20 protein-coding genes are annotated in these 24,539 nt (G+C 62.9%); 2 read left to right on the top strand and 18 right to left on the bottom strand.

The window, feature by feature from the left end; genetic code table 11:
* The first annotated feature begins 26 nt into the window (after nt 1-26).
* Nucleotides 27-1,421 carry an NAD(P)/FAD-dependent oxidoreductase gene (locus GJE22_RS02335; RefSeq protein ID WP_144687127.1) on the top strand — a complete coding sequence of 465 codons (1,395 nt, stop codon included), beginning with the start codon at nt 27-29 and terminating at the stop codon, nt 1,419-1,421.
* Between the two features lie 275 nt (nt 1,422-1,696).
* On the opposite strand, the gene groL is transcribed toward GJE22_RS02335, so the two are convergent.
* From groL to GJE22_RS02320, 3 genes are all read right to left on the bottom strand, one after another.
* On the bottom strand, nt 1,697-3,334 hold the full coding sequence (gene groL, locus GJE22_RS02330) for a chaperonin GroEL (protein ID WP_087186782.1): 1,638 nt from the start codon (nt 3,332-3,334) through the stop codon (nt 1,697-1,699).
* Between the two features lie 63 nt (nt 3,335-3,397).
* Nucleotides 3,398-3,685, bottom strand: a complete 288-nt coding sequence (groES, locus tag GJE22_RS02325; RefSeq protein ID WP_019127788.1) for a co-chaperone GroES — start codon at nt 3,683-3,685, stop codon at nt 3,398-3,400.
* Nucleotides 3,686-3,906: 221 nt separating this feature from the next.
* Nucleotides 3,907-4,848 carry a hypothetical protein gene (locus GJE22_RS02320; protein WP_144687128.1) on the bottom strand — a complete coding sequence of 314 codons (942 nt, stop codon included), beginning with the start codon at nt 4,846-4,848 and terminating at the stop codon, nt 3,907-3,909.
* Between the two features lie 105 nt (nt 4,849-4,953).
* Between GJE22_RS02320 and GJE22_RS02315 the strand changes: the two genes are divergently transcribed.
* Complete coding sequence (locus GJE22_RS02315) at nt 4,954-6,210, top strand: amidohydrolase (protein WP_144687129.1); 1,257 nt, start codon at nt 4,954-4,956, stop codon at nt 6,208-6,210.
* 337 nt (nt 6,211-6,547) lie between these two features.
* Here GJE22_RS02315 and GJE22_RS02310 read toward each other — a convergent pair whose 3' ends face one another.
* The 15 genes from GJE22_RS02310 to GJE22_RS02240 all read right to left on the bottom strand — a co-directional run bounded on the left by GJE22_RS02310 (nt 6,548) and on the right by GJE22_RS02240 (nt 24,502).
* Nucleotides 6,548-6,880: a putative quinol monooxygenase gene (locus GJE22_RS02310; RefSeq protein WP_144687130.1), complete on the bottom strand. Its 333-nt coding sequence runs from the start codon at nt 6,878-6,880 to the stop codon at nt 6,548-6,550.
* A 215-nt stretch (nt 6,881-7,095) separates the two neighbouring features.
* Nucleotides 7,096-7,281, bottom strand: coding sequence for a hypothetical protein (locus GJE22_RS02305; protein WP_144687131.1), 186 nt, complete (start codon nt 7,279-7,281; stop codon nt 7,096-7,098).
* Between the two features lie 289 nt (nt 7,282-7,570).
* Nucleotides 7,571-8,593 carry an aldo/keto reductase gene (locus tag GJE22_RS02300; protein ID WP_144687132.1) on the bottom strand — a complete coding sequence of 341 codons (1,023 nt, stop codon included), beginning with the start codon at nt 8,591-8,593 and terminating at the stop codon, nt 7,571-7,573.
* A 57-nt stretch (nt 8,594-8,650) separates the two neighbouring features.
* The gene (locus GJE22_RS02295; RefSeq protein WP_144687133.1) at nt 8,651-9,124 is read right to left on the bottom strand and encodes a flavodoxin; all 474 of its coding nucleotides are present in this window, start codon (nt 9,122-9,124) and stop codon (nt 8,651-8,653) included.
* Nucleotides 9,125-9,405: 281 nt separating this feature from the next.
* Nucleotides 9,406-10,110 carry a Bax inhibitor-1 family protein gene (locus GJE22_RS02290; protein WP_144687134.1) on the bottom strand — a complete coding sequence of 235 codons (705 nt, stop codon included), beginning with the start codon at nt 10,108-10,110 and terminating at the stop codon, nt 9,406-9,408.
* A gap of 307 nt (nt 10,111-10,417) precedes the next feature.
* The gene (locus GJE22_RS02285; protein WP_186297340.1) at nt 10,418-11,746 is read right to left on the bottom strand and encodes an MFS transporter; all 1,329 of its coding nucleotides are present in this window, start codon (nt 11,744-11,746) and stop codon (nt 10,418-10,420) included.
* A gap of 245 nt (nt 11,747-11,991) precedes the next feature.
* Nucleotides 11,992-13,869: an ABC transporter ATP-binding protein gene (locus GJE22_RS02280; RefSeq protein WP_144687136.1), complete on the bottom strand. Its 1,878-nt coding sequence runs from the start codon at nt 13,867-13,869 to the stop codon at nt 11,992-11,994.
* A complete protein-coding gene (locus GJE22_RS02275) occupies nt 13,869-15,692 on the bottom strand; it encodes an ABC transporter ATP-binding protein (RefSeq protein WP_144687137.1) in 1,824 nt (607 codons plus the stop codon). The genes GJE22_RS02280 and GJE22_RS02275 overlap by 1 nt, the downstream gene beginning before the upstream one ends.
* Nucleotides 15,685-16,245: a MarR family winged helix-turn-helix transcriptional regulator gene (locus tag GJE22_RS02270; RefSeq protein ID WP_218957877.1), complete on the bottom strand. Its 561-nt coding sequence runs from the start codon at nt 16,243-16,245 to the stop codon at nt 15,685-15,687. The genes GJE22_RS02275 and GJE22_RS02270 overlap by 8 nt, the downstream gene beginning before the upstream one ends.
* Before the next feature lie 148 nt (nt 16,246-16,393).
* On the bottom strand, nt 16,394-17,566 hold the full coding sequence (locus GJE22_RS02265) for an NAD(P)-dependent malic enzyme (RefSeq protein WP_144687138.1): 1,173 nt from the start codon (nt 17,564-17,566) through the stop codon (nt 16,394-16,396).
* Nucleotides 17,567-17,611: 45 nt separating this feature from the next.
* Complete coding sequence (ligA, locus tag GJE22_RS02260) at nt 17,612-19,846, bottom strand: NAD-dependent DNA ligase LigA (RefSeq protein ID WP_144687139.1); 2,235 nt, start codon at nt 19,844-19,846, stop codon at nt 17,612-17,614.
* A gap of 192 nt (nt 19,847-20,038) precedes the next feature.
* A complete protein-coding gene (locus GJE22_RS02255; protein ID WP_144687140.1) occupies nt 20,039-21,625 on the bottom strand; it encodes a S1C family serine protease in 1,587 nt (528 codons plus the stop codon).
* A gap of 237 nt (nt 21,626-21,862) precedes the next feature.
* Nucleotides 21,863-22,525, bottom strand: a complete 663-nt coding sequence (locus GJE22_RS02250) for a response regulator transcription factor (RefSeq protein ID WP_019127776.1) — start codon at nt 22,523-22,525, stop codon at nt 21,863-21,865.
* Between the two features lie 224 nt (nt 22,526-22,749).
* Nucleotides 22,750-24,090: a glutamine synthetase family protein gene (locus tag GJE22_RS02245; RefSeq protein WP_144687141.1), complete on the bottom strand. Its 1,341-nt coding sequence runs from the start codon at nt 24,088-24,090 to the stop codon at nt 22,750-22,752.
* Nucleotides 24,091-24,289: 199 nt separating this feature from the next.
* Nucleotides 24,290-24,502 (bottom strand): hypothetical protein, encoded by a 213-nt coding sequence (locus GJE22_RS02240; RefSeq protein ID WP_144687142.1) that lies wholly within the window; start codon nt 24,500-24,502, stop codon nt 24,290-24,292.
* Between the last annotated feature and the right edge of the window lie 37 nt (nt 24,503-24,539).

Raw genomic sequence — 24,539 nt, 5'->3', positions numbered from 1 at the left:
AAACGAAACGCACAGGAGGGATTGCCATGCAAGCAGATGTAGCCATCGTTGGAGCTGGGCCTTCGGGCATCTTCACGGCGCTCAGGCTCATACGCGAGCGTCCGCAGCTTCACATCGTCATGGTTGAGAAGGGCCTACCCATCGAAAAGCGCTCGTGCCCCAAAGCGCGTGCAGGCCGCTGCGTTCAGTGCAGCCCGTGCCGCATCACCACGGGGTTTTCTGGGGCCGGCGCATTCTCGGATGGCAAGCTGTCTCTCTCGCACGAGGTGGGCGGTGATCTTCCTGAGCTCATTGGGTGCGACCTTGCCCAAAAGACCATCGACGAAGTCGATGGCATCTATCTTGCGTTTGGTGCCGATGAGCACGTCGAAGGGATCGATGCGCCGGATTCTGTACGTAAGATTCGCCTGCGAGCAATCCAAGCCGGACTTAAACTCGTCGACTGCCCCATCCGGCACCTCGGAACCGAGAAAGCCCAGGAAATCTATGGGCGAATCGAGCGCGACCTCATTGACCGAGGCGTAGAGATCGTGTTCAACACCGACTGCCGCGATCTCATCATTGAGGATGGCGCGTGCCGAGGCGTCGTCGCCGAAGGACCCGAGGGGGCGCTGCGCATTGACGCCGAGCGCGTTATCGTGGCAACGGGCCGCCGCGGAGCGGATTGGCTCGAGCACCTTTGCTCCGAGCACGGCATCGACCATGTTCCGGGCGCCGTTGATATGGGTGTACGCGTCGAGGTGCGCAACGAGGTGATGGAGCGCGTGAACGACGTGCTCTACGAGAGCAAGCTTATCGGCTATCCCAACCCCTTCCGCAACAAGGTGCGCACGTTCTGCCAAAACCCCGGCGGCTTTGTAAGCCAGGAAAACTATGACGGCGGCCTGGCGGTGGTGAACGGCCATTCGTACAAAGAGCGCAAAAGCGAGAACACCAACCTAGCCGTGCTCGTGACGCACAATTTCCGTGAGCCGTTCAACCAACCCATCGCATACGCCCAAAATGTTGGACGCCTCTGCAACATGCTTGGAGACGGGCACATCCTCGTCCAACGCTTTGGCGACATCATAGACGGCAAGCGCACCTGGCAAAAGGAGCTCTCGCGCTCGAACATCAAGCCCACCCTCGTGGATGCCGTGGCGGGCGATATCACAAGCGCGCTGCCCTACCGCACCATGACCTCGATCGTGAACTTCATGCTCGCCGTCGACCAAGCCATCCCCGGCTTCGCCTCGGCCGAGACGCTGCTCTACGCTCCAGAGCTCAAGTTCTACAGCAACCGCGTTCGCATGGACGAACGCTTCACCACCAACGTGCGCGGCCTGCACTGCCTGGGCGACTCAAGCGGGTGGACGCGCGGCCTCATGATGGCAAGCGTCATGGGCTACCTCATGGGTGGCTACCTAGCAGAGGAGCTGTAGGAAGAGCGCCCGCCGCACGGGCCGATGCGCGCAGCGCGAGGCCCCCGGCAGAGCTCCCCACCCGCCCATCCCCGTGCCCGCCGCACGGGCCGATGCGCGCAGCGCGAGGCCCCCAAGCCCCTCTCATCCCCTACATCCCCCCACGAGCCCGTAAACGCAGGGAAGCCCCCGGTTATTCTCCTGAGCGCTTCCGCAGCAGCTCGGCTCTGCCGAGCTGCGAGGACCAGCGAAGGAGAAAACCGGGGGCTTCCCGTCGGGAGTTCTAGGACTCGCGATTAGTACATTCCGCCACCCTGAGCGCCAGCGGTCGCAGCAGCAATGGCATCCTCAAGCGCGGTGTTCTTCGGAACATCGGTCACCGTAGCCTCGGTGATGAGGATGAGGGACGCAACGGACGCGGCGTTCTGCAGCGTGGTGCGGGTGACCTTGACCGGGTCGAGCACGCCCATCTCGATCATGTTGCCCCACTCGCCGTTGTAGGAGTTGAGGCCCTCGCCCGCGGGCAGAGAGGCAACCTTGTCGACGACGACGGCACCCTCGAAGCCAGCGTTCTGGGCGATGGTCGCCACGGGGGCGGTCAGCGCCTTCTTGACGATGTCGATACCGATCTTCTCCTCGGGATCCTCGACCTCAATCGAATCGAGCGCGGGAGCAGCGTCCATGAAGGCCACGCCGCCACCAGCAACGATGCCCTCCTCGACGGCGGCACGGGTCGCCTGCAGGGCGTCCTCGACGCGGTGCTTGATCTCCTTGAGCTCGGTCTCGGTGGCAGCGCCCACCTTGATGACGGCCACGCCGCCGGAGAGCTTGGCCAGACGCTCCTGGAGCTTCTCGCGGTCGAAGTCGGAATCGGTGTGCTCGAGCTCGCCCTTGATCTGGGCAACGCGGGCCTCGATGGCCTCCTTGGAGCCGCCGCCATCAACGATGGTGGTGTTGTCCTTGGTCACCGTGACGGACTTCGCGGTACCGAGCATATCGGCGGTGATGTCGGCAACCTTGATGCCGAGCTCGTCGAGCGCAACCTGGCCGCCGGTGAGCGCGGCGATGTCCTCGAGCATGCGCTTACGACGGTCACCGTAGCCCGGAGCCTTCACGGCAACGACGGAGAGCGCGCCGCGGACCTTGTTGAGCACGAGGGTCGGCAGGGCCTCTCCCTCGATGTCCTCGGCGATGATGAGCAGGCTCTTGCCGGCGCGGCTCACAGCCTCGAGCACGGGCATGATGTCCTGCACGTTAGAAATCTTCTGGTCGGTCATGAGGATGTAGGGATCCTTGAGCGTGGCCTCCATACGATCGTTATCGGTAACGAAGTAAGCGGAGACGTAGCCCTTGTCGAACTGCATGCCCTCGACGGTGTCGATCTGGATGTCGAAGGTCTGGCCGTCCTCGACGGTGATGACGCCGTCCTTGCCCACGACGTCCATGGCGTCGGAGATCTTCGCGCCAACGTTGGGGTCACCAGCGGAGATGGTGCCCACGGAGGCAATCTGCTCCTTGGTCTCGACCGGCTGCGCCTGCTTCTTCATCTCGTCGACCGCAGCGTTCACGGCCTTCTCGATGCCGCGGCGAATGGCCAGCGGGTTGGCGCCGGCGGCCACATTGCGCAGGCCGTCGTTCACGATGGCCTGAGCGAGCAGGGTCGCGGTGGTGGTGCCGTCGCCCACGGTGTCGTTGGTCTTGGTGGCGACCTCCTTCACCAGCTGAGCGCCCATGTTCTCGATGGGGTCCTCGAGCTCGATCTCCTTGGCGACGGAAACGCCGTCGTTGGTGATGGTCGGCGCACCGAAGGAGCGCTGGAGCGCCACATAGCGGCCCTTGGGGCCCATGGTGACGGTCACGGCGTCAGCGAGCTTGTTAACGCCCTTGGCGAGCTTGGTGCGCGCCGCGGTATCGAACGTAATATCCTTTGCCATCTTGTGTATCCTCCGTTACCTAAGATGTAGTACTTAATGAATGGCTAAGCCATGCCGGCAGGGCTACTCGACGATCGCGTAGATGTCGTCAACGCGCATGAGGAGGTAATCCTCACCGTCGATCTTGACCTCGTTGCCACCGAACTTGCCATAGATGACCTTGTCACCGGGCTTGACGTCCATGGGGAGACGCTCGCCGTTGTCGTTGAGCTTGCCCTCGCCCACCGCGACGACCTCGCCGCGCTGCGGCTTCTCCTGCGCGTTGCTGGCGATGTAGAGACCGGATGCGGTCTTCTGCTCAGCAGCCTCGGGCTTAATCAGGACGCGATCACCAAGCGGCTTAAGACTCATAGAAGGTTCCTCCTTCAGCGGTTGCGCGGAGCACCTAGCCTCCGCAGCACCATGTCCTTTACGTACGCAGAGAATAGTACCCAGCTCTGAGAACTTATACAACTCGAAGTCAAAAAATCTTATCAATTGACACTTAGATTTCTTGAGCGCCCACCCAGTACCGGCTACGGGCTGTGCGCCATCCGTACGCCATCCGCGCCCCGTGCATCTGCATCAGGCCCCTACCGCCCCTGCATGCGCGCTCCAACATCATGCAGCAGCTCGTCTCGGGATCGCTGCATGGCGGGCGTCATGGGCGAAAGCACCTTTTCGTCGAGAAGCTGGCGCGCAATCTCGGTATCACCGTGCGCCAGCTCATACTCGGCCAGGCGCAGGCACCAGCTCGCGCGTTCGTTGTGGGCCTGGGCCCCTTCAAGGCGACGAACGATGAGCGCAAGATCGGATGCATCCCATGTCTCGACCGGGCGCAGCCTCTGCTCCACGCTCTCGCAGACCGAAGCGGCGGCCGCCTTTGCCGCCCGGCTCCGTGCAAAGCGGTCGCCGAACTCCTGCGCAGATCGGAGCGCCTGTTCGGCAGCCTCCTGGTCTCCCAGCCAGTACAAGCTGAGCGCGCGCGTGTTTAGGATCGTCGCCCACAAGGCGCTTCTCTCGCCAACCGAAATGGACGCCAGACGCCGGATCGCATCGGCATACCTGCCGTCGGCGTAATCTGCCGCTGCGATATTGCACGCGATCCTCCGCCGCACGAACCCCCGGCGGTTGCGCGCGTCGTAAAGCTCCATGAACCTGCGCCACTTAGCGCTGTCGCAATCTTGCGTGATGATTTCCGTGATGCTGCGCTCGCGCTGGCCCACCACGCTCCGGAAGAGGACCGCGGAAAGAATGGCCAGGCCGAGCAATACGAAATACCACACCATATAGCCGAGCATCCCCGCGATGAGGGCGACGGCGGCAAGCCCCAGCACGCCGACGATCTCCATGAGGCGGAGCCGTCTGAACCAACGCCAGTAGTCATCAAATATCTCATCGGCTGTCTGTGCTCTATACCCCGACGGCACATCCCGCGCCATGAGCGCGCGCACCGCCGCAACATCGACGCCGCCCGCTGACAGCACGAGGGAACGAACCTCGCTCTTCTTGGCTCCCGTTTCTTCCCCAGCCATAGAAGCCCCCATTCATATGGCCCAACACCTGCCGATAAAGCGTAAGATTGTTCACAGCTACGAGTATAGCCGATGGCACGCACGCTACCGGAAGCAGGAGGGCGCATGGCAGGCGAACAAGCACGAACGGCATCGGAATCGCAGGCGCGGGGAACGGCCGATGCGACCGCGCGCATCCGGGAGCTCGGGCGCGCGGCAGAGCCGTACGTCATCGCGCAGCGCCGCTACTTCCACCAGCATCCTGAGCTGAGCCTGCAGGAGGTGGACACCACCGAGGCGATCGCCCGCGAGCTCGACGCTATGTGCATCCCCTACGAACGCCCGCTTGACACAGGCCTCGTCGCCACGCTTGCCGGCACTGCACCCGACGCCTACCGGGAGGACGGCTCGCCGCGGCGGCGCCTGCTCATTCGGGCCGATATCGACGCCCTCGCCGTTACCGAACGCACCGACGTCCCCTTCGCCAGCGAGCGCGCGGGGGTCATGCACGCCTGCGGGCACGACTGCCACATCGCCATGCAGCTCGGAGCGCTCCGCGTACTCGCGCAGATGACCGACGCGCTCCACGGCGAGGTGCGCGCGGTATTCCAGCCCTCCGAGGAAAACGGCCAAGGAGCGCGCATGATGATCGACGCCGGCGTGCTCGATGGGGTAGACGGTGCCTACGCTGCGCACATTTGGAGTGAGGTGGACGCAGGGACCATCTCGTGCGAAGCGGGGCCGCGCATGGCGAACACCGATTGGTTCCGCGTCGACGTGCGCGGGACGTCGTGCCACGGCGCCATGCCGCAGCGCGGTGCCGATGCCATCGTGGCCGCCGCCGAGATCGTGAACAACCTGCAGACCATCGTAAGCCGCGACCTCAGCCCCTATGAGCCCGCCGTGGTGACGGTAGGCGAGCTCCATGGCGGAACGGCACGCAACGTCATCGCCGGGACCGCCTACCTCACCGGAACCGCGCGCACCTACAGCGACACGGCGCACGACGCGATGCCGAAGCTCATCGCGCGCATCGCGCAGCATACCGCTGCGGCGCTGGGAGCGGAAGCGGAGCTTACCGACTACACCGTCGCGCATGGGGCGGTGGTGAACGACGAGGCGGCGTCCGCACGGTGCCGGCGCGCGATCGAGCGCGTGTTGGGCCCCGAGGCCGTAGGACGCTACCGGGGCACGCTTTCCGGCGAGGATTTTTCTGAAGTCCTACGCCGCGTGCCTGGCGTGCTCGCCTTCGTGGGCACGCGCAACCCTGCCCTGGGCGCCACCTTTGCCCAGCACTCCTGCTTTTACCGGGTGGACGAGAGCGTGCTCGTGAAAGGGGCCATGCTCGCCGCCCAGTACGCGGTGGATTTCCTAGCTGAATAACGATGGGCCCATGGCCCGCCGAAACCGGGTTCCTGGGCCGCAGGGCGAATCGCAGGCACCGGGTGTCTGCGATTCATCTGCGGCATATCCGTCCAGCAGATGGAAAAGCCTGCATGGGCAGTCTGGATGCTCGCTCGGTTCTCGATATCGCTTGCGCACAACGTCGCACGTGCAGGCCGTCGGCACACACGTGCCCTCAAATTTCAACTTGCATGCCGAGTTACGCAATAAGAGCCGTTTCTCGTCCTCTTATTGCGTAAATCGGCATGTAAGTTTGCCACGCAGAAAGAAGCTGGCTGCCCGCCGCCGATTTTTCAGAGCGGAGCCGGCGAGCCTCTTACGCGCGAATGAACGTTGCATCCTGCGAGGGCACGCCAGCGGCATCGGTCACGAAGCGCTCGACGCGCATGTGCAGGTCGTACTTCTCGCGCAGCTCCGCAATGGTCGCCATCATGGGCGAAGCATGGTGGGCATCGAGTGCAGCCTGGTCGCGCCAGCTATCGATGAGCATGATGGTCTCAGGATCATCGAGCGGCTGAAAGTACCGGTAGCCAACGTTGCCTTCCTCTGCGCGGATGCGATCGGCCGTGCCCGACGACTCCATCTCCTCGGCAAATGCGCGCGCCGCGCCCTCTTTGCCCGTGTAATACAAATTCACCGTGATTGCCACCGCCGGCTCCCCTCGTGATGCAAAATTTCCTCTGTCCTAATTTTGCGCCCTAACGATTCTCACTTCGAGCCGGGTCCCTCCCGAGCCTATGGCTCTTGCTGGCCAAAATCATCGTACTATTTGTAGAAAACTGAAGCGTAAAATCAATATTTTTTACGACAATTATTGAGATGTGACAGATGTACCCGGCACCATTGTCACATTCGGCACTATTGTCACGCTTGCAGGCTTGCACCGAGGTCGTAGGCCTCACGCAGGTGCTTCGACACACGCGTCATGCCCGGCGTGCCGCAGCCATACCCGAGCACGCGGCCCAAGTCGTGCATGCTGAGGTAGCGGCAGAGCGTCTTGTAGTGCGCCTCAAGCGCATCGAAGGTCCAATCGTCCGCGTTCCATGCCACGGCGAGGAGGACCGCACCTAGGCCGCAGCAATTTCGACTTCCGCGCCGAGATGAGCGAGTTCATCGGCATGTGCCTCGACCATATTGCCAAGCGGTAAAAAACGCGACCACTTGCCTGACACCGGTGTCACGCCATCGCCGGGCCCCCGACGTTCGGGCGTTTTTCGCATCATAGAGCCGAAAACACGCATATTTGCGTACATCCCGCCCGGACATAGCGGAAGACCGATGCCGCGCGAGAGCATCCTGGACGGCATCGGTCAAAACGAATTGCAAAAATTCCTCTGTCCTATTTTTGCACGTTGGGGTCGGTGGTGCCGGCAAGAGGCTTCTCACCGGGACGGGCGAGCGGGCCCACGAGCTCGTGCGCTACGTACGGCTCTTCCATGTAATCCAGCTCCTCGGCAGAGAGCTCGACATCAAGCGCCGCAACCGCCTCGTCCACGCGCTGCGGGCGCGAACATCCCACGATGGGCGCCTCAACGCCGCGCGCCCTGTGCCACGCAAGCGCCACCTGAGCCATCGGCACGCCATGGCGCTCGGCCACCTCGGCCACGCGCGCCACGATGACCATATCGTTATCGCGCGCGCCGTCGTACTTGTTGACCATCACGGTATCCGTGCGGCTGCGCGTGGAGTCGGAATCCCAGGTCGGACGTGCCAGGTGCCCCGAGGCGAGCGGACTGTACGGCGTGAGCGCCATGTCGAACTGGCGGCACACGGGGATGAGCTCGCGCTCGTCTTCGCGGTACAGCAGGTTGTAGTGGCACTGCATGCTCGTGAACTTCGTCCAGCCGTGCTGCTCGGCCACCACCTGCATATTGTACAGCTGGTAGGCATACATCTCACTCGCGCCGAGCGCGCGCACCTTGCCCGCGCGCACGAGGCTGTCGAGCGCCTCCATGGTTTCTTCGATGGGCGTCGAGTAATCGAAGCGGTGGATGATGTACAGGTCGAGGTAGTCGGTACCGAGGCGCTCGAGCGTGCCGTCGATCTCGCGCTCTATGGCCGCGCGCGAGAGGCAGCCCCCGTTGAAGAACACCTTGCTTGCAAGCACCACCTGATCGCGCGCAATGCCAAGGTCGCGCAGCGCCTGGCCGATATAGCGCTCGCTCGTGCCCTCTGCGTAGCAGTTAGCCGTATCAATGAAATTAATCCCCTGGTCGAGTGCGCGCTTGATGACCTCGCGCGTGCCGTCCTTGTCGATGAGCCACTGATGGCCATGGCCTTCGGTGATCTCACCAAAACTCATGCCTCCCAGGCAAACCCTGGAAACTTCAATACCGGAATGACCGAGCGTTGCGTACTGCATGAACGCGCTCCCTTCTTTTTGAAAGACAACAGGTTGGCCGATGGACTCGCGCCAAATCTACAGCCCCTCTACCCAGCGCTTTACTTCTGCCTCACGAGCGCCGTTGAGCAGACGCGCCGGGCGAAAGCCCGCGGCCGTCGCGCACACGTCGCGGAAGCGCTCGTCGATCGACCCCGTACCGCCGCCGCCCGACGTGCAAAACGGCACGACGGTCGCGTTTGAGAAATCGTATGCCTCGAGGAAGGTATCGATGATTGAAGGCTCACGGTACCACCAGATGGGAAAGCCGACGAATACCGTGGAGTATGAGCCCATATCATCGACGGTACCCGCGATGGCCGGGCGACACGCAGGGTCGTTCATCTCGATGGTGCTGCGGCTCTGCCTGTTCGTCCAATCGAGGTCCGCCCGCGTATATGGCACCTCGGGCGCTATCTCGAACAGGTCGCCGCCCGTCACTGACGCGATCTGCTGCGCCACGCGGCGCGTCACGCCGCTACACGAAAAGTAGGCTACCAGCGTCTTTGCCATTGCTATCAGCTCCTTTCGGCGCCGCGCTAGACGGCGCTCAAGCCATCTGCCGCCTTTATCCTAAAACTTGGAGCCAGCTCTAAGGCAAGGGCAAACTAGAGTTTCAGCTTTTGGGCACTTGAAGGAAGACCTGCCATGTATAGGGCAGCCGTCGCATAGAAAAACCCCAGCTAAAAGAAGCGCCGCACACCTGGATACTCCGGGTGCGCGGCGCGAAGTGCCCAAAAGTTGAAATGGCACTCTCTCGCAAAGACTACGAAGGCACGTGAGGGGCGAGGAGTCTAATCCCTGCGGCCAAAGAGCGAGAGCAGGCGAATGAACAGATTAAGAATGTCCAAGTAGAGGTCGATGGCGTACCACAGTGCATTCGAAACCGTGGGAACCGCCGTCGATGCGCGGAACACGTCGTAGCCGATGAACCCGCAGAATATCACGATGACAGCAAGGTCGATGAACGTCTGGCCCACGCCCAGGAACATCAAGATAAGCTGGACAACGAACAATGCGATCAGCGCTGTGATGAGCACGCCCTGGATGCGCTGGAAAAATTGCGGGAACATGATGCCCGCAGCACCAAACACGATCATGATGCCCGCCGTCGCCGAAAACGCGAGCGAGATGGTCTGCATGTCGTACATGCCCAGAATCAGCGAGGTGGAGAACCCAAACGTCAGCGTGAAGAGGGCATAGCCGATAAGGCCCATGGGGAGGCTTTCCTTGCTACGCCCGATGCTCATCACGATGCAGCCCGCGATGCTGCCCACGAGCATACCGATGGTGAGGGCAAACGGGTTCCTCAGCATGAACAGCATGAACTCATACGTGCCCGTGATGTACGAGCACGCCGCCATGATGACGAACGACAAGAGCACGAATCCGGTGAGCAGGACATTATATAGGCGGCGAGAGATGAGCTTGGGCGCCGGCCCCTCCCGATAGATGGGGCCATCGAAAGGCTGCTGCCCGTAGCGCTCGACTTCGTTCATGATTCCTCCGATCAACTGGGGCCTCAGCGCCCCGTTCCTCCCAGTGTACCCAATCAACGGGAATCTCACCAGCTCACTGGGACGCCCGCCGGGGTTCGGGTCACTTGGCAGCCTGACGGGGAGCGCGACGGGGTCCCGGGACGTATGGGGCACATGACGGCTCGCCGGGCGCCTGGTCGCTACGAAGGCTTGTCAGCCGGCCGTTTGTCGGCTGGTCGGGCACTCGAGCACACCGGGCGTTTGGAAGCCGGCCGGGCGCTTGGCCACGCTAGGCGCCTGGCATCGCCGGAAAGCGCGCAGGCAGCCTTTACGATGCCGGATGCGCCTCGGCATCGATTCGCGCGATACGCTGGTGGCTGAATACAAGCACAAGGACCGGGAACGACGCGACGAGCACGCTCGCCAGCAAAAGCGTCCCCTGGACCCCGAGCATCGCGGCAAGCCAAGGCGACATGAGCAGCGGAATAACGCCACCCGCACTGGCGCCGAACGTCATCATGGAATTCGCGCGGCCGATCACCTCAACCTCGGCGTGCATCTGTACCAGTGTGTTCTGCAGCGGAACGATCATGCCGAAGGCAAGCCCCAAAAGCACCTGCCCCACGAGAGCGACCAGCACGTACGGCGTGCCCACGTACACCAAGCAACCGATCCCCATGCCGCAAAGCAGGACAAGGAGCGTCCGCACGGTCACGCGGCGTACCGGAATGCGCAGCACGAGCAGCGCGCCCGCCACCGCGCCTACGCCAGACGCGGCAGAGAGCCAGCCCATCCACGCAACGCCCACCTGAAGGACGTCGCGGTAGTAGAGCGATTCGAGCGGGTCGAGCGCGCCATAGCCCAGATACGAGAGAAAGCCCGCCCAAAAGAGGAAGGAAAGCGCCGCGCTGGAGAAAACGGCGCGGATGCCCTCGACAAGCGACGAGCGCGAGCCGGCAGGGCGCCCGCTCGGACCGCCTGCGCAGCGATCTGTTCCAGCGCCGGCAGAGCCCTCCGCCAGCTCCGCTGCCCGCCCTGCATCATGCCCGCCCCCTTCAGCGCGGACGCTGATTACCGGGCGAAACCCCGCTGCCGGAATCACAGCGAGCACCACGCACGCGCCCATGAAAGCGAAGACAGCTCGCGTTGGCGCCACCGAGGCGATCGCTCCGCCGATAAGTGGCCCCACCACCACGCCAATATTCGACACGATGGAGAGCGCCGAGTTGATGCGCTTGAGCTCGATGGCGTCTGCCGTAAGGTAGGCCGGGTACGAGCGAGACACCGGCTCGAAAAAGCCCAGGCTGAACCCCAAGCATGCCGCACCAAAGGTGAGTGCGGACATATCGCCGCCAAACACGATGCAAAACGCGTCAACAGCAAGCATGACGATGACGAGCAACGCGAAGTGCAGCCGGGGGCCTCGCGCGTCGAGATACGCTCCGCCGGCAAACGAGCCTACGATTTGGAAAAGGTTGAGCAGCGCCACCACGACGGCGGTCGAAGCGACCTCGCCGTCCATACTGTAGGTGAGCGTGCCGAGCACGCCGATGAAATAGCAGGACTGAATACCCACGTATATGAGAAAGCGCATGAGCACGAGACTGCGCGCTGCCGGTGCGAGCGCGCGAGCCTCGGCAAGAATACGGTCGAGCATAGGGGCTCCTTGGATTCGAGCGATGGTGCGGGCAGAGAACGAACGCGGTGCGCCCGCTACGGTTCGTAGACGAATCCTTGTGTCATGCCACGTCCCCATCATCCGAGGCCCCAGTATGGGCACCACTCTAGCACAACGGATGCGCACCCTGGGTGGCAGGGGCGAGCCCCGCGCAACCGAGAGGCCACCCTCCATCAGCTCGGATGCCCAGCCCCGCGTGCTGCGAGCCACGCGCAACCCAGAGGCTAGCTCAGCTCGAGCATGCCGGTATACAACTGGTAGTAGCGTCCATGCTGGGCAATAAGCTCGTCGTGGCTGCCGCGCTCTACAACGCGCCCCTGCTCGAGCACCATGATCGCGTCGGCATCGCGCACCGTGGAGAGCCGGTGGGCGATCACGAACGTCGTGCGCCCGCGCATGAGCTGATCCATACCGCGCCCAATGAGCATTTCGGTACGCGTGTCAATGGAACTCGTCGCTTCGTCCAAAATGAGAACCGGCGGGTCGGCCACGGCCGCGCGCGCAATGGCGAGGAGCTGCCGCTGCCCCTGGCTCAGGTTCGCCCCATCCGAGGTCACCATCGTGTTATATCCATCTGGCAAACGCCGGATGAAGCTATCGGCGTTGGCGATCTTCGCGGCAGCGCGCACCTCTTCGTCCGTCGCATCGAGCTTGCCAAAGCGAATGTTGTCGGCAATCGTGCCGGTGAACAGGTGCGTATCTTGCAGCACGATGCCAAGCGAAGAGCGCAGCGCGCTCTTCGCGATGTTCTTGACGTTGATCCCGTCGTAGGTAATCTCGCCGTGCTGCACGTCGTAGAAGCGGTTGATAAGGTTGGTGATGGTGGTCTTGCCGGCACCCGTAGACCCCACGAACGCGATCTTCTGGCCAGGCTTGGCAAAGAGGTTGATGTCGTGGAGCACCTCGTGCTCTGGGGTATAGCCGAAGTTCACGGCATGGAAGCGCACATCGCCACGGAGCGGGATGAGGCCCGTCGTGAGCACCGTGCCGTCCGCGGCCATATTGCGCTCCGCCACCGGAACGAGCGCGCCCCAGGCACCGATGCCATAGCCGTCGGGCACCTTCCAAGCCCATGCGTCCTCGCCCGTCTCAACGAGCGTCACCTTGCCCTCGTCGGCCTCGGGCTCCACGCGCATGGCGGCAAACACGCGCTCCGCGCCGGCAAGCGCCGAAAGCAAGAAGTTCGACTGCTGTGTGAACTGGTTGATGGGCAGCGCCGTCTGGCGCACGAACACGAGATAGCTCGCGAGCACGCCCACATCGGTCTGGCCGGTGAGCGCCATCCATCCACCGAGCACGGCGACAATCGCATAATTCACGTAGCTGATGGACACGACCGCCGGCACCATCGACGCGGCATACGATTGGGCGCTTGTGCCCGCCACGCGCAGGCGCTCGTTCTTATCGCGAAACCCCGCGAGGTTCGCCTCCTCATGGTTGAAGACCTTCACAACCTTCTGCCCCGTGACCATCTCCTCGATGTAGCCGTCGAGCTCGCCCAGCACAGACTGCTGCCGCTGATAGAAACCGCGACTCTTGTTGGTCGAATAGCGAATATAGGCGAACATGCAAACATAGCCCACCACCACGACGAGCGAGAGTTGCCAATTCAAGATGAAGATCATGGCAAGCGTGCCCACGATCTGTATGGCGCTCTGGATGACCATGGCGAAGCTGTTGTTCATAGCCTCTGCCACGGTGTCCACGTCGTTGGTGAAGTAGCTCATGATATCGCCCCGATTGTGCGTGTCGAAGTAGCTCAGCGGCAGCTTCTGCAGGTGCGCAAAGAGATCGCGGCGGATGTCCACGAGCACTTTTTGCGCAGCGTGCACCATGACCTGCGTATATGCGAACGCTGCCACCACACCGGCAGCGTAGATGAGGGCCGTAGCGATGATGCCTGCCACGAAGTCCGCATACGCGCCGCCCGCGAGGCTGTCGACCACGGGCCGGATCATGTACGTGCCGAGCAGGTTGGCGATAGCCGACACGCTCACCAGCAGCGCCACCGCCAAAAAGAGCAGCTTATGGCGTCCCATATACGCGAGGAGCTCATGCAGCGTTGCAATGAGGTTCTGCGGCTTGTTTCCAGGCGCGGCCATTACCGCTCACCCCCTTCTGATCCCTTTTGGGACGGGGTCGTTTTGACCCATCCGGCGTTCCCGAGCGCGGCCTGATGGTCTCTTTTGACCCCGTCCCCATTTGGACCATGCGTTTGAGATGCATAGATTTCCTGGTAGATGCTATCGCTCGCCAGGAGCTCGGCATGGGTGCCCACGGCATGCACGCGGCCGTCGTCGAGCACGACGATCTGGTCCGCATCCGCTACGGAACTCACGCGCTGGGCGATGATGATCTTCGTCACGCCGGTAAGCGCAGCGAGGCTCGCGCGAATATCGGCATCGGTCGCCGTGTCCACAGCCGAGGTCGAATCGTCAAAGATGAGCACGCGAGGCCGCTTGAGCAGGGCGCGAGCAATGCAGAGGCGCTGCTTCTGCCCGCCCGAAACGTTCACGCCGCCCTGTCCCAGGTCGTACTCGAGCCCACCGGGCAGCCGGTCGAGGAACTCGTCCACGCGGGCACGGCGGCATGCCTCGAGCAGATCTTCGGTCGTTGCCTTGGGATTCCCCCAGCAAAGGTTCTCGCGAACCGTACCGCTGAACAGCACGTTCTTCTGCAGCACGATCGAAACCGCGTTGCGGAGCGCTTCAAGATCATAGCTGCGCACATCCCGCCCGCCTACGAGCACCGAACCCTCGCTCGCATCGTATAACCGCGGTATGAGCTGCACGAGCGTTGTCTTGCCGGAACCGGTGCCACCGAGCACGCCGACGGTCGAGCCGGCGGGTATGTTCAGGTTCACGTGCTCAAGCGCGTTCTCGGCAGCATCCTCACGGTACTTGAACGAGACGTCGCGAAACTCCACGGACCCATCGGCCACCTCGGTGATGGGGGCCTCCGGCGAAACGAGGTCGACCGGCTCATCCAGCACCTCGCAAATGCGATGGATGCTCGCCAACGAACGCGTGAGCAGCAGGAACACGTTCGAGATCATGATGAACGAGTTCAAAATCTGCATGACGTATGAAAGGAACCCGGTCAGCTCACCCACTTGAAGCTCCCCGCCCAAGATCATCTGGCCGCCGAACCACATGATGAGCGTTGTCGCTGTGTAAAGCGAGACGTACAGCACGGGCATATTCAGCACCGCGAACTTGAACGTCTGCTCGCTCGTGCGCGCTAAGCCCTCGTTAACCGCACGAAATTGCGCACACTCGTAGTCCTCGCGCACGTATGCCTTCACGGCACGCACGGCGGTAAGCATCTCCTGAACTACGTCGTTGAGCCTATCCACCGTGGTTTGCAACACGCCGTAAAGGGGCCCCACATGACGCACGATGAGCGCAAGCGCCACGATCATGAACGGCGAGACTCCCACGAACACGAGCGCGAGCTGCATGTTGAGATAAAACGCTAGGCCGAAGCCGATAACAAGCATCACCGGACCACGCACCATCGGCCGGAATCCCGCGTTGAGCGCGTTCTGAATTACGGTGACGTCGGTGGTCATGCGCGTGATGAGCGACGAGGTCTCGAAGTGATCGAGGTTCGTGAAGCTCATCTCCTGCACGTGCTCGTACTCCGCGGCGCGAAGCCGTGCGCCGAGGCCATACGTAGCGCGGGCGGCGTGACGTGCGTAGAGCTGGCCCGTGATGAGCGAGAGAGCGGCGCACGCGAGCATGAGCACGCCTTGGCGGAATATGAAGTCGAGGTCGCGGGTAGCCACGCCCACATCGATGATATCGGCCATGAGGATGGGGATGACCATCTCGAACGCGCTCTCGATGACCACGAGGAGCATGCCGAGAATCGCGTCGCGGCGATAGGGACCAAGGAAACCGACGATGCGGCGGAGCTCATGCATGGGATGCCTCCTCAGGAGCAGAGGGCCGGCGAAGAGCAGAAGCGGGCCGGGGCTCCTCTCCCGCAGGCATGGGATCTAGCCGCTCCGTGGTGGGCCGGGGCTCCTCCCCTGCCAGTTGCCGCCCGTAGGCACGCAGGTTCGCATGCGCGCGAACCAGGTAATCCGCGAATGCGGCGCGCTCCTCGGGCGTGAAACCCTCCAACATGGCCGCCGCCTCCTCGCGACACGCAGCACTCCACGATTGGGAAACGCGCTTGCCTTCCGCCGTGAGCGAGACCACCTTGCTGCGACGGTCATCGGCCGCGGGCGCTATGGCCACAAGCCCCTTCTTGCTGAGCGCATCAAGCATGCGCGAGACGCCCGCCGGGTCGAGCTCATAGTATTCAGCGAGGCCGCGGGGCGAACTCGGACCGTTTTCCTCAAGATATGAAAGCAGCCTGGGCTGCCCGGTGCCAAGGCCGATGCTCGCCATGAATGGATGCATGAGCTGCCGCTGCGCATGGCTCGTGCGGTAAAGCAATGCACGGAATTCAAACAGGTCGGGATCTTCCACGCCGATCCATCCCCTTAATTACTTGATATATCAACTGTTGATGCGTCAAGTAATAATCCTGAGCAAAGCTGCTGTCAAGCAACAACCTCTGCGTACACAGATGCGAAATGAAAGCAAGCCCGCTCACCGCACCGCCACCAACGATGTGCTAAGCACGAGCGAGCCCCTCCGCACGGGCGGCTTCGGCCACGGAGGCGGCAACCACGGGCACGACACGCTTATCAAGCGCCGAAGGGAGGATATAGTCGGCTCGCAGCTCATCTTCCCCCACCATGCCGGCAATGGCATGCGTCGCGGCAACCATCATGCCGTCGCTGATATCGCGCGCACGCACATCAAGCGCACCGCGGAACACGCCGGGAAATACGAGCACGTTGTTGATCTGGTTAGGAAAGTCCGAGCGTCCGGATGCGCATACAGCGGCGCCCGCAGCCCGCGCCTCGTTGGGCATGATTTCGGGCACGGGATTTGCGAGGGCAAACACGATGGGATGGGGAGCCATGCTTCGCACCATGTCTTGAGATAGCACGCCGGCAACGCTCACGCCCACGAACGCATCCGCGTCTGCAAGCGCATCGGCAAGCGAACCCGTAACGCCACGTGGGTTCGTTTGCGCCGCAATGCGCTCCTGTGCGGGATTCATGCCCGGCTTTCCCTCATAGAGCGCCCCGTCAACGTCGCAAAGCACGATGTCGCGCGCGCCAAGCTCGAGCATGAGCGATGCGATGGAGATGCCCGCCGCGCCCGCGCCCGAGAACACGATGCGAGCCGTTGCGAGCTCCCTCCCGGTAAGGCGGCACGCATTGATGAGCGCTGCGCTCGCCACGATCGCGGTGCCGTGCTGGTCATCGTGGAAGATGGGGATATCGCAGACCTCTTTGAGGCGCCGCTCCACCTCGAAGCAACGCGGAGCCGAGATATCCTCGAGGTTAATCCCGCCGAAACTGCCGGATATAAGCCGAATGGTCTCGACGAGCTCGTCCACGTCTTGCGTGCCTACGCACAGCGGGAAGGCATCGATATCGGCAAACGATTTGAAAAGCGCGCACTTACCTTCCATGACGGGCATGCCCGCGACCGGACCGATGTTGCCCAAGCCCAGCACCGCCGAGCCGTCGGTAATCACCGCGACCAGGTTCCCACGACGCGTGTAGGTATACGAGAGGTCGGGATCGCGCTGAATCTCGAGACATGGAGCGGCAACACCCGGCGTGTACGCAATCGCAAGGTCCTCCGCCGTCTCCACCGCAGCGCGACTCACGACCTCGATCTTTCCATGCCATGCCGCGTGCTGATCAAGCGCCCGCTCGCCAATACCCATTGCGACCTCCTTCTCAAAATGATAAAACGAACCGGGTTCGTTTTATCATTTTGCTGGCAACGTGCCCGTGGCGAGCACGCGCTCAAGCTGTTCCTCATCGAGCACGGGCACGCCCAAGCTTTCGGCCTTGGTGAGTTTACTTCCTGCGCCGGGGCCTGCCACCACGTAGCTCGTCTTCTTCGAAACCGAGCCCGTAACCTTGGCGCCGAGCGCCTTGAGCGCCGCGCCGGCCTCGTCACGCGTCCGGCGCTCAAGCGTACCGGTAAGCACAAAGGTCAAGCCCGCAAGCGGCTGCGCCTCCGCAAGGTCAACCGAGACGCCGGTTTCCTCGGCCGCACGCGCTGCCTCGCCCGAAAGGTCCTCTTCCAGCGTAAGGCCGGCAACGCGCAGGCGCTCGAGCACCGCCAGGTTCTCCGGCACGCTGAAGAACTGTTTCACGCTCGCCGCGATCTTGGGCCCCACGCCGTCGATGGCCGCGATATCCTCTTCGTTTGCCACAACGAGCGCATCGAGGGTGAGGAAGCGCCGCGCGATGGCCTCGCCCACGCTCTTGCCCACGTGCCTGATTCCCAGCGCGAAGAGCACGCGCGAAAGGGGCTGCTGCTTCGACTTGTTGAGCTCATCGATGACCTTGGCCGCAATGGTCGCGCCCACGGGGATGGAATCGCCCGCGCGCACGCCGCGACGCTTATCGTCTTTAAGGTAGGTTCGGCCCGTGTCGAGCGCGGCGACGGTGTCGGCGGTAAGCGTGTAGAAATCGGCCACGTCGCGCACGAGGCCCGCCTCCATGAGCTTATCGATGAGCTCGTCGCCCACGCCGTCGATATCCATGCAGCCGCGACTCACCCAGTGCGCCAAGCGCTCCTTGGTCTGAGCAGGGCAATCGATGGACACACAACGGTAGGCGACCTCGCCTTCCTCGTGCACCACAGGGCTTCCGCAGGCGGGACACGTCGCGGGCATATCCCACTCCTGCGCGCCCTCGGGGCGCTTCGCGAGCACCGGGCCCACAACCTCGGGGATCACGTCGCCAGCCTTATGGACGACGATGGTATCGCCCTCGCGCACGTCCTTGCGGCGGATCTCGTCGATGTTGTGGAGCGTCGCGCGGGCGATGGTGGAGCCGGCCACCACCACCGGGTCGAACTCCGCGACCGGAGTGAGCACGCCCGTGCGACCCACCTGGATGCGAATCTCGCGCAGCACCGTCTCTTTCTCCTCGGGCGGGAACTTGAACGCGATGGCCCAGCGCGGGGCGCGCGCCGTGAAGCCCAGCTCGTCCTGCTGAGCAAAGCTGTCGACCTTCACCACCACGCCGTCGATATCGTAGTCGAGGTCCGCGCGGTGAGCGAGCGCCTGCGCGCAGAATTCGTGCACCTCGGCGGGGGTGGTGCAGCGCGCGACGTTGGGGTTCACCGAGAAGCCGGCATCGCGCAGCCAGCTCAGGAAGTCGTGCTGCGACGTCACGTGCAGAGGGGCGGTATCGGCAACGGCATACAGGAAGGTAGCCAGGTCGCGACGGGCCGTGACCTTGGGATCCTTTTGGCGAAGGCTTCCCGCAGCGGCGTTCCGCGGGTTGGCGAAGGGGTCGCGCCCCTCGGCATCCGCCTCTTCGTTCAGGCGCAGAAAGCTCCCCTTGGGCATGTATACCTCGCCGCGCACCTCGATGGCCGTAGCGGCATCGGCCCCCATGTGAGCGAGCGCCGTTTCGGAAAGCCGCGCCGGGACGTCCTTGATGGTGCGCACGTTGAGCGTCACGTCCTCCCCCGTCGTGCCGTCGCCACGGGTGGCTGCGCGCACAAAGAGCCCGTTTTCGTAGGTGAGAGCCACGCCCAGGCCATCGATCTTGAGCTCGCAGGTATAGGTGGCTTGGCCCGCACCGAGCGCTGCCTCCGTGCGGTCGAGCCACTCATCGAGCTCTTCGAGGTTCATGGCGTCGTCCATGGAATACATGCGCGCCATGTGCGTGACCGATTGGAACTGCGGCGACACGTACCCGCCCACGCGCTGCGTGTAGGAATGCGCCGTCACGAGCTCGGGATACGCAGCCTCCAGCTGCTGGAGCTCCACGAGCATCTTGTCGAACGCCGCATCCGTAATCTCGGGAGCGTCCAGGGCATAGTAGCGATATGCATGGTATTCCAGCTGGTGGTTGAGCTCCGCCGCCCGAGCTGCGGCCGCGCGGCGCTCCTCGTCTGCGCGCTCCGGCGTTGGCTCATGGCTCTCGGCTGCCTCATCCGATGCGCGGCTCAAATCAAACAGGCTCTGCTGCTCTGTCATAGTTCTCCCATCACCTATTGGTCGCTTTCATAGCGTAACATCTCGCTCGCGCAAAAGGTTCTTTGTCCCAATTTCACATGGAGAGCGGCTCGCGCAACCTACGCCCAAACATCAAAAGGCCCGCCGCGGATGCGTTCCGCAGCGGGCCTATCGGTTCACCATGTCAGATGAGGAGCTATCCCTCACTTGGCATTACATGAGTCCCTCGAGATACTGACGCAGCTCCTCTTCGCTGAGCGAGTTACCGGAGCCTTCACCCGTCGTGCCGTCCTGGCTCTCGGTCTGCACCTCGGCATCGGAGCCAAGCGTCACATCAACCTCGATGGTCTCGTCGTCGCGCACCACGGTAAGCGTGACCGTATCGCCGATGCTATGCTCGCGCGCTGCGATGATGAGACCGTCGGCCGAGGTAATCTGCGTGTCGTCGACCGCGGTAACGATATCCCCCTCGCGGAGCCCCGCCTCCTCGGCCGGACTGCCGGCGTTCACGGAGTTCACGTACGCGCCCTCGCTGACCGCAAGGTTGTTCTGGCGCGCGGAGTATGCGTTCACCGTGGTCACCGTCACGCCGATGTACGGGTGCGCGGGGGTCTCGCCATCGATGATCTGCTGCGCAATGTTGATCGCGTAGTTCACCGGAATGGCAAACCCAACGCCCGAGCTCGAGCCGGAGTAGGATTCGATCATCGAGTTGATGCCGATGAGCTCGCCGTTGTCGTTCACGAGCGCGCCGCCCGAGTTACCGGGGTTGATGGCGGCATCGGTCTGGATCATGTTCGCGTAGATCGTGGTGCCGGAAGTGGACTGCATAGCGGTCGAGCGGTAGAGCGCGCTCACGATGCCCGTGGAGACGGACTGCTCGTTGCCGAACGGGCTACCGATCGCCATGACCCACTCGCCAACCGTGAGGTTGTCGGAGTCGCCGATCTCGATAGGCGTGAGCGAGCTTGCGTCCGCACCCTGCAGGCGAATGACTGCAAGGTCGCTCGACTCGTCCTGCCCCACCAGCTCGGCTTCGTAGCTCGCGCCATCGTTCGTTGAGACGTTGATAGTCGTCGCACCCTGGATGACATGGTAGTTCGTGAGGATGTTGCCATCGGTATCGAGGATCACGCCCGACCCAATGCCGCCCTCGCCGGAGCCCTCGTTCACTGCCGTGATGGAGACCACCGAGGGCAGCGCCTTGGCAGATACCGCCTCGGCGAGCGTCGTATCCTCGGCATCGATCTGAATCGTCTGGTTCGAGCCGCTATCCGAAAGTGCGGGCGCATCTACGTTAGTGCTGCCGATGCGAAGCGCGCCGGTCATGACCAGCGCGATCACAAGCACCGCGCCAACTACCAGGCCGGCGAGCGACGAGACGAAGACCGGGAGCTTCTTGGTTTTCGTCTTCACCACGGTATGGGTGACCGTTTCGGCCGGCGCGGAGGGCGCCTGAGACGAACGAGGGTCGCGGCCCGCGGCAGACGTGCCTGCGCCTGCTGCTGCCTGCGGGGCAGCGTACTGCTGCGTTTGCTGCGCCTGGCCCGCGGTGCCGGAGGGGTTTGCCCACGAGGCACCGGATGGGGCCGCATGGGTGCCTGCCTGTGCGGCGCCAGCCTGCGGAGAGCCAGCCTGTACGCTCCCCGTCTGAGGCGCGGTCGGCTGCGTAGGAAACGCACTCGCAGGGGCTGCCCCCTGCGGCGCCTGAGGCGTGGGCTCGATCTCTATGCGCGGTGAGGACGCCGCGCCCTCGCCCGCCGCGGTCCCCTCGGGACGCTGGGGATACTTCTCATCCATCGTAGCTGCTTCCTTTCAACTTCCATACAGAATCGTTGTTCAGCAAGCGTTGTACCCAAGCCCGCGCGTTTGCACGAGACAACACGCGAGCTTCAGTCATTTTTAACTAATTGTAACGGCACGTGAGAGGTATCGCGCTATCGGAAACCGGCCTATCGTCGCACGTCGTAAACCGGCCCGCCGCGGCCCATCGCACGCCGGCCCGCGCTGCATGCCGCAAGCCGGCGCCAACACACGCTAGTCTTTGAACAGGTAACCCACACCGCGGACGGTGGTGATGTGCGCGGCGATCTGCGGGCCCACCTTCGAACGAATGCGACGGATATGCACGTCGACGGTACGCGTGCCGCCGCAGTACTCAAAGCCCCACACGCGATGCAGCAGCACCTCGCGCGAATAGGCCCGGTTAGGATGAGTGGCCAAGAACGAGAGCAGCGAGTACTCCATGAGCGTGAGGTCGACGGGCTCGTCATCGAGATAGACCTGATAGGTCGCGAGGTTAATGACAAGATTATCGATATGAAGAATGTCGTCGAGGTTGAAGGAGTCGTCATCTCCCATAAGGCGACGCGCACGCGCCTCGAGCTCCGCGGGGCTCGCCGAGGAGCAGATGAAGTCGGAGCGGGAGTGCGCGGGCAGACGCAGCGACGGAAGGGTCTCGTCATCTACGATCACGAGCATCGGGATGCCGCCGCGGTCCTCGAGCCATTTCGCGATCTGGTCGATGCGGTCGTTGCGAATGCCGTCCCCATCGAGCATCAGCAGGTCAAAATCGTGTGCCGCGTTAGGAGAATCGGGAGTCGCCAAGCTCACCTCCACACCCAGCGATTGGGTGAGGGTCCGGGCAAACTCGTGGAACCGCGTTGTCCTGGCCATAAACAAAATGCACTTCTCGGCCATGCAGCACCTCCTAACGCGTTGCTTTATCTTACCGTAAAACACCTACCACTTGCAGCTCAGATGCACATTTCCGCACGTCGGAGAGGTCATAAATCCCTTCCTGCGGCTTTGCGCGCCTCCGCTGGCCCGTGCCCCGTTGCCAAAACCTTCAACTGGCCGGCGAGACAGCGCGCTCGGCTGCACGGTGGGCACAAGGTCGTTGCCGCGCAGCCGCCCGAACTTCGCTAGGAATTTGCGAAGTAGTGCTTGATCTCCCACTCGGTGACCGTCGAGGTGAACTTCGCCCACTCGGCGCGCTTCTTCTTGAGGAAGAACGAGTGGATATGCTCACCGAGCGCGTCCTTCATGAACTGGGAGTCCTCGAAGTAATCGAGGGCCTCGTCGAGACTGCGCGGCAGGGGCGCATAGCCGGTAGCGGCCAGCGCCTCGGGGCCCTGGTTGAGCATCTCGGCCGTAGCCTCGGGCGGTAGCTCCAGCTTTCGCTCGATGCCGTCGAGGCCTGCGGCGAGCGTCACCGCGTTTACGAGATAGGGATTCGACATCGGGTCCGGGGAGCGCAGCTCGATACGCGTGGAGAGCTGCTTGCCCGGCTTGTAGATGGGAACGCGGATCATCGCAGAGCGGTTGCGCAGCCCCCACGTGGCGGACTCGGGCGTATTCCCCTCGCCCGTGGTGAGGCGCTTGTAAGAGTTGACCGTGGGGTTGGTGATGGCGCTGATCTCTTGCGCGTGCGCAAGGATGCCCGCCATGTAGTGCTTGGCAAGATTGGAAAGATGGTACGTGTTGTCGTCCTCGCCCCAGAAGACGTTGTTCCCCTGGCGATCGAAGAGCGACTGGTGGAGGAACATGGCGCTCGACGGCGCCCCCGCGATGGGCTTGGGCATGAACGAGGCATGGATGTCGGACGCATAGGCCTCGAGCTTGATGATGTACTTGGCCGTCATGATGGCATCCGAGGTAGTGAGCGCCTCGGCATGGCGCAGCGAGATGCCATGCTGCGACTTACCCGACGAATGGAAGGTGTACTCAACCGGGATGCTCATCTTCTCGAGGGTAAGCACGGTGTCGCGGCGCAGGTCGCGCGCGGAATCAGACGGCATGAGGTCGAAGTAGCCCACCTCGTCCATGGGAACGGGCGTGTGGTCGTCGGGGAAGTAATAGTATTCGAGCTCCGTGCCGACGTTCATGATGTAGCCGGACGACTCCGCCTTGCGGAACATGCGACGCAGGCACTCGCGCGGATCGCCCTCGAAATACGTGCGGTCGGGCTTGCGAATGTCGCAGAACACGCGAGCCACGCCGTCGTGCGAGGGACGCCAGGGAAGCACCTGGAACGTGGACGGGTCCGGGAAGGCGAGCATGTCGGCCTCCTCGGGTGCGGTGAATCCTTCGATGGCAGAGCCGTCGAAGCCGACGCCTTCCTCGAAGGCAACCTCGAGGTCTTCGGGGCTAATGGCGAAGCTCTTGAGCCTGCCGAGCACATCGGTAAACCAGAGATGCACAAAGCGAATGCCGCGCTCCTCGACGGTGCGAAGAACGAAATCGATGTTCTGCTGCTGATCCATGAGCCAGTGTCCTCCCTAATACTGGGGTTCACACAGTACGCGCACGTACCCGTTCACTGTGCCATACGATTGTTTCAGCAGCGTTTCCGGGGCACGGTAGGCGGTGCCCGCAAAATGGTGCAGCGAGCCCAATTTGATAAAACGAACCCGGTTCGTTTTCTCATTCTACTGTGCCTAGAGAAAATGAACCGGGTTCGTTTTATCTCTTTACACTTTGCTCGAGCTCCTGCGCCACAGCGTCGACGCCCTTCATGGCCGGGCAGCTCTTCTTGGTGCTCGAACTGCAATGACCCGTGCACACGCCAGCCGAGGCGCAATCCGCGCACGACCCCTTGCGCCGCACACGCACGCACACCGCCACAAACGCGACAGCCACCAATGCGAGCACGATGATGTCGGCCAAAGAAAGCACCGCGTTCACCTCCTACGATACGATCATCGTACCCCAT

The organism is Enorma shizhengliae (assembly GCF_009676995.1).
Taxonomy (GTDB): Bacteria; Actinomycetota; Coriobacteriia; order Coriobacteriales; family Coriobacteriaceae; genus Enorma; species Enorma massiliensis.
Note: the sequence above shows the minus strand (reverse complement) of the source record. Positions and strands in the feature narration are given on the sequence as shown.

Bases quoted from the DNA above. Each gene is read 5' to 3' on its own strand.
- ligA (WP_144687139.1), bottom strand. From the start codon at position 19,846: ATGACAGAGCAGCAGAGCCTGTTTGATTTGAGCCGCGCATCGGATGAG.
- GJE22_RS02265 (WP_144687138.1), bottom strand. From the start codon at position 17,566: ATGGGTATTGGCGAGCGGGCGCTTGATCAGCACGCGGCATGGCATGGA.
- groL (WP_087186782.1), bottom strand. From the start codon at position 3,334: ATGGCAAAGGATATTACGTTCGATACCGCGGCGCGCACCAAGCTCGCC.
- GJE22_RS02285 (WP_186297340.1), bottom strand. From the start codon at position 11,746: ATGCTCGACCGTATTCTTGCCGAGGCTCGCGCGCTCGCACCGGCAGCG.
- GJE22_RS02315 (WP_144687129.1), top strand. From the start codon at position 4,954: ATGGCAGGCGAACAAGCACGAACGGCATCGGAATCGCAGGCGCGGGGA.
- groES (WP_019127788.1), bottom strand. From the start codon at position 3,685: ATGAGTCTTAAGCCGCTTGGTGATCGCGTCCTGATTAAGCCCGAGGCT.
- GJE22_RS02245 (WP_144687141.1), bottom strand. From the start codon at position 24,090: ATGGATCAGCAGCAGAACATCGATTTCGTTCTTCGCACCGTCGAGGAG.
- GJE22_RS02300 (WP_144687132.1), bottom strand. From the start codon at position 8,593: ATGCAGTACGCAACGCTCGGTCATTCCGGTATTGAAGTTTCCAGGGTT.
- GJE22_RS02335 (WP_144687127.1), top strand. From the start codon at position 27: ATGCAAGCAGATGTAGCCATCGTTGGAGCTGGGCCTTCGGGCATCTTC.
- GJE22_RS02250 (WP_019127776.1), bottom strand. From the start codon at position 22,525: ATGGCCGAGAAGTGCATTTTGTTTATGGCCAGGACAACGCGGTTCCAC.
- GJE22_RS02290 (WP_144687134.1), bottom strand. From the start codon at position 10,110: ATGAACGAAGTCGAGCGCTACGGGCAGCAGCCTTTCGATGGCCCCATC.
- GJE22_RS02255 (WP_144687140.1), bottom strand. From the start codon at position 21,625: ATGGATGAGAAGTATCCCCAGCGTCCCGAGGGGACCGCGGCGGGCGAG.
- GJE22_RS02280 (WP_144687136.1), bottom strand. From the start codon at position 13,869: ATGGCCGCGCCTGGAAACAAGCCGCAGAACCTCATTGCAACGCTGCAT.
- GJE22_RS02295 (WP_144687133.1), bottom strand. From the start codon at position 9,124: ATGGCAAAGACGCTGGTAGCCTACTTTTCGTGTAGCGGCGTGACGCGC.
- GJE22_RS02320 (WP_144687128.1), bottom strand. From the start codon at position 4,848: ATGGCTGGGGAAGAAACGGGAGCCAAGAAGAGCGAGGTTCGTTCCCTC.
- GJE22_RS02275 (WP_144687137.1), bottom strand. From the start codon at position 15,692: ATGCATGAGCTCCGCCGCATCGTCGGTTTCCTTGGTCCCTATCGCCGC.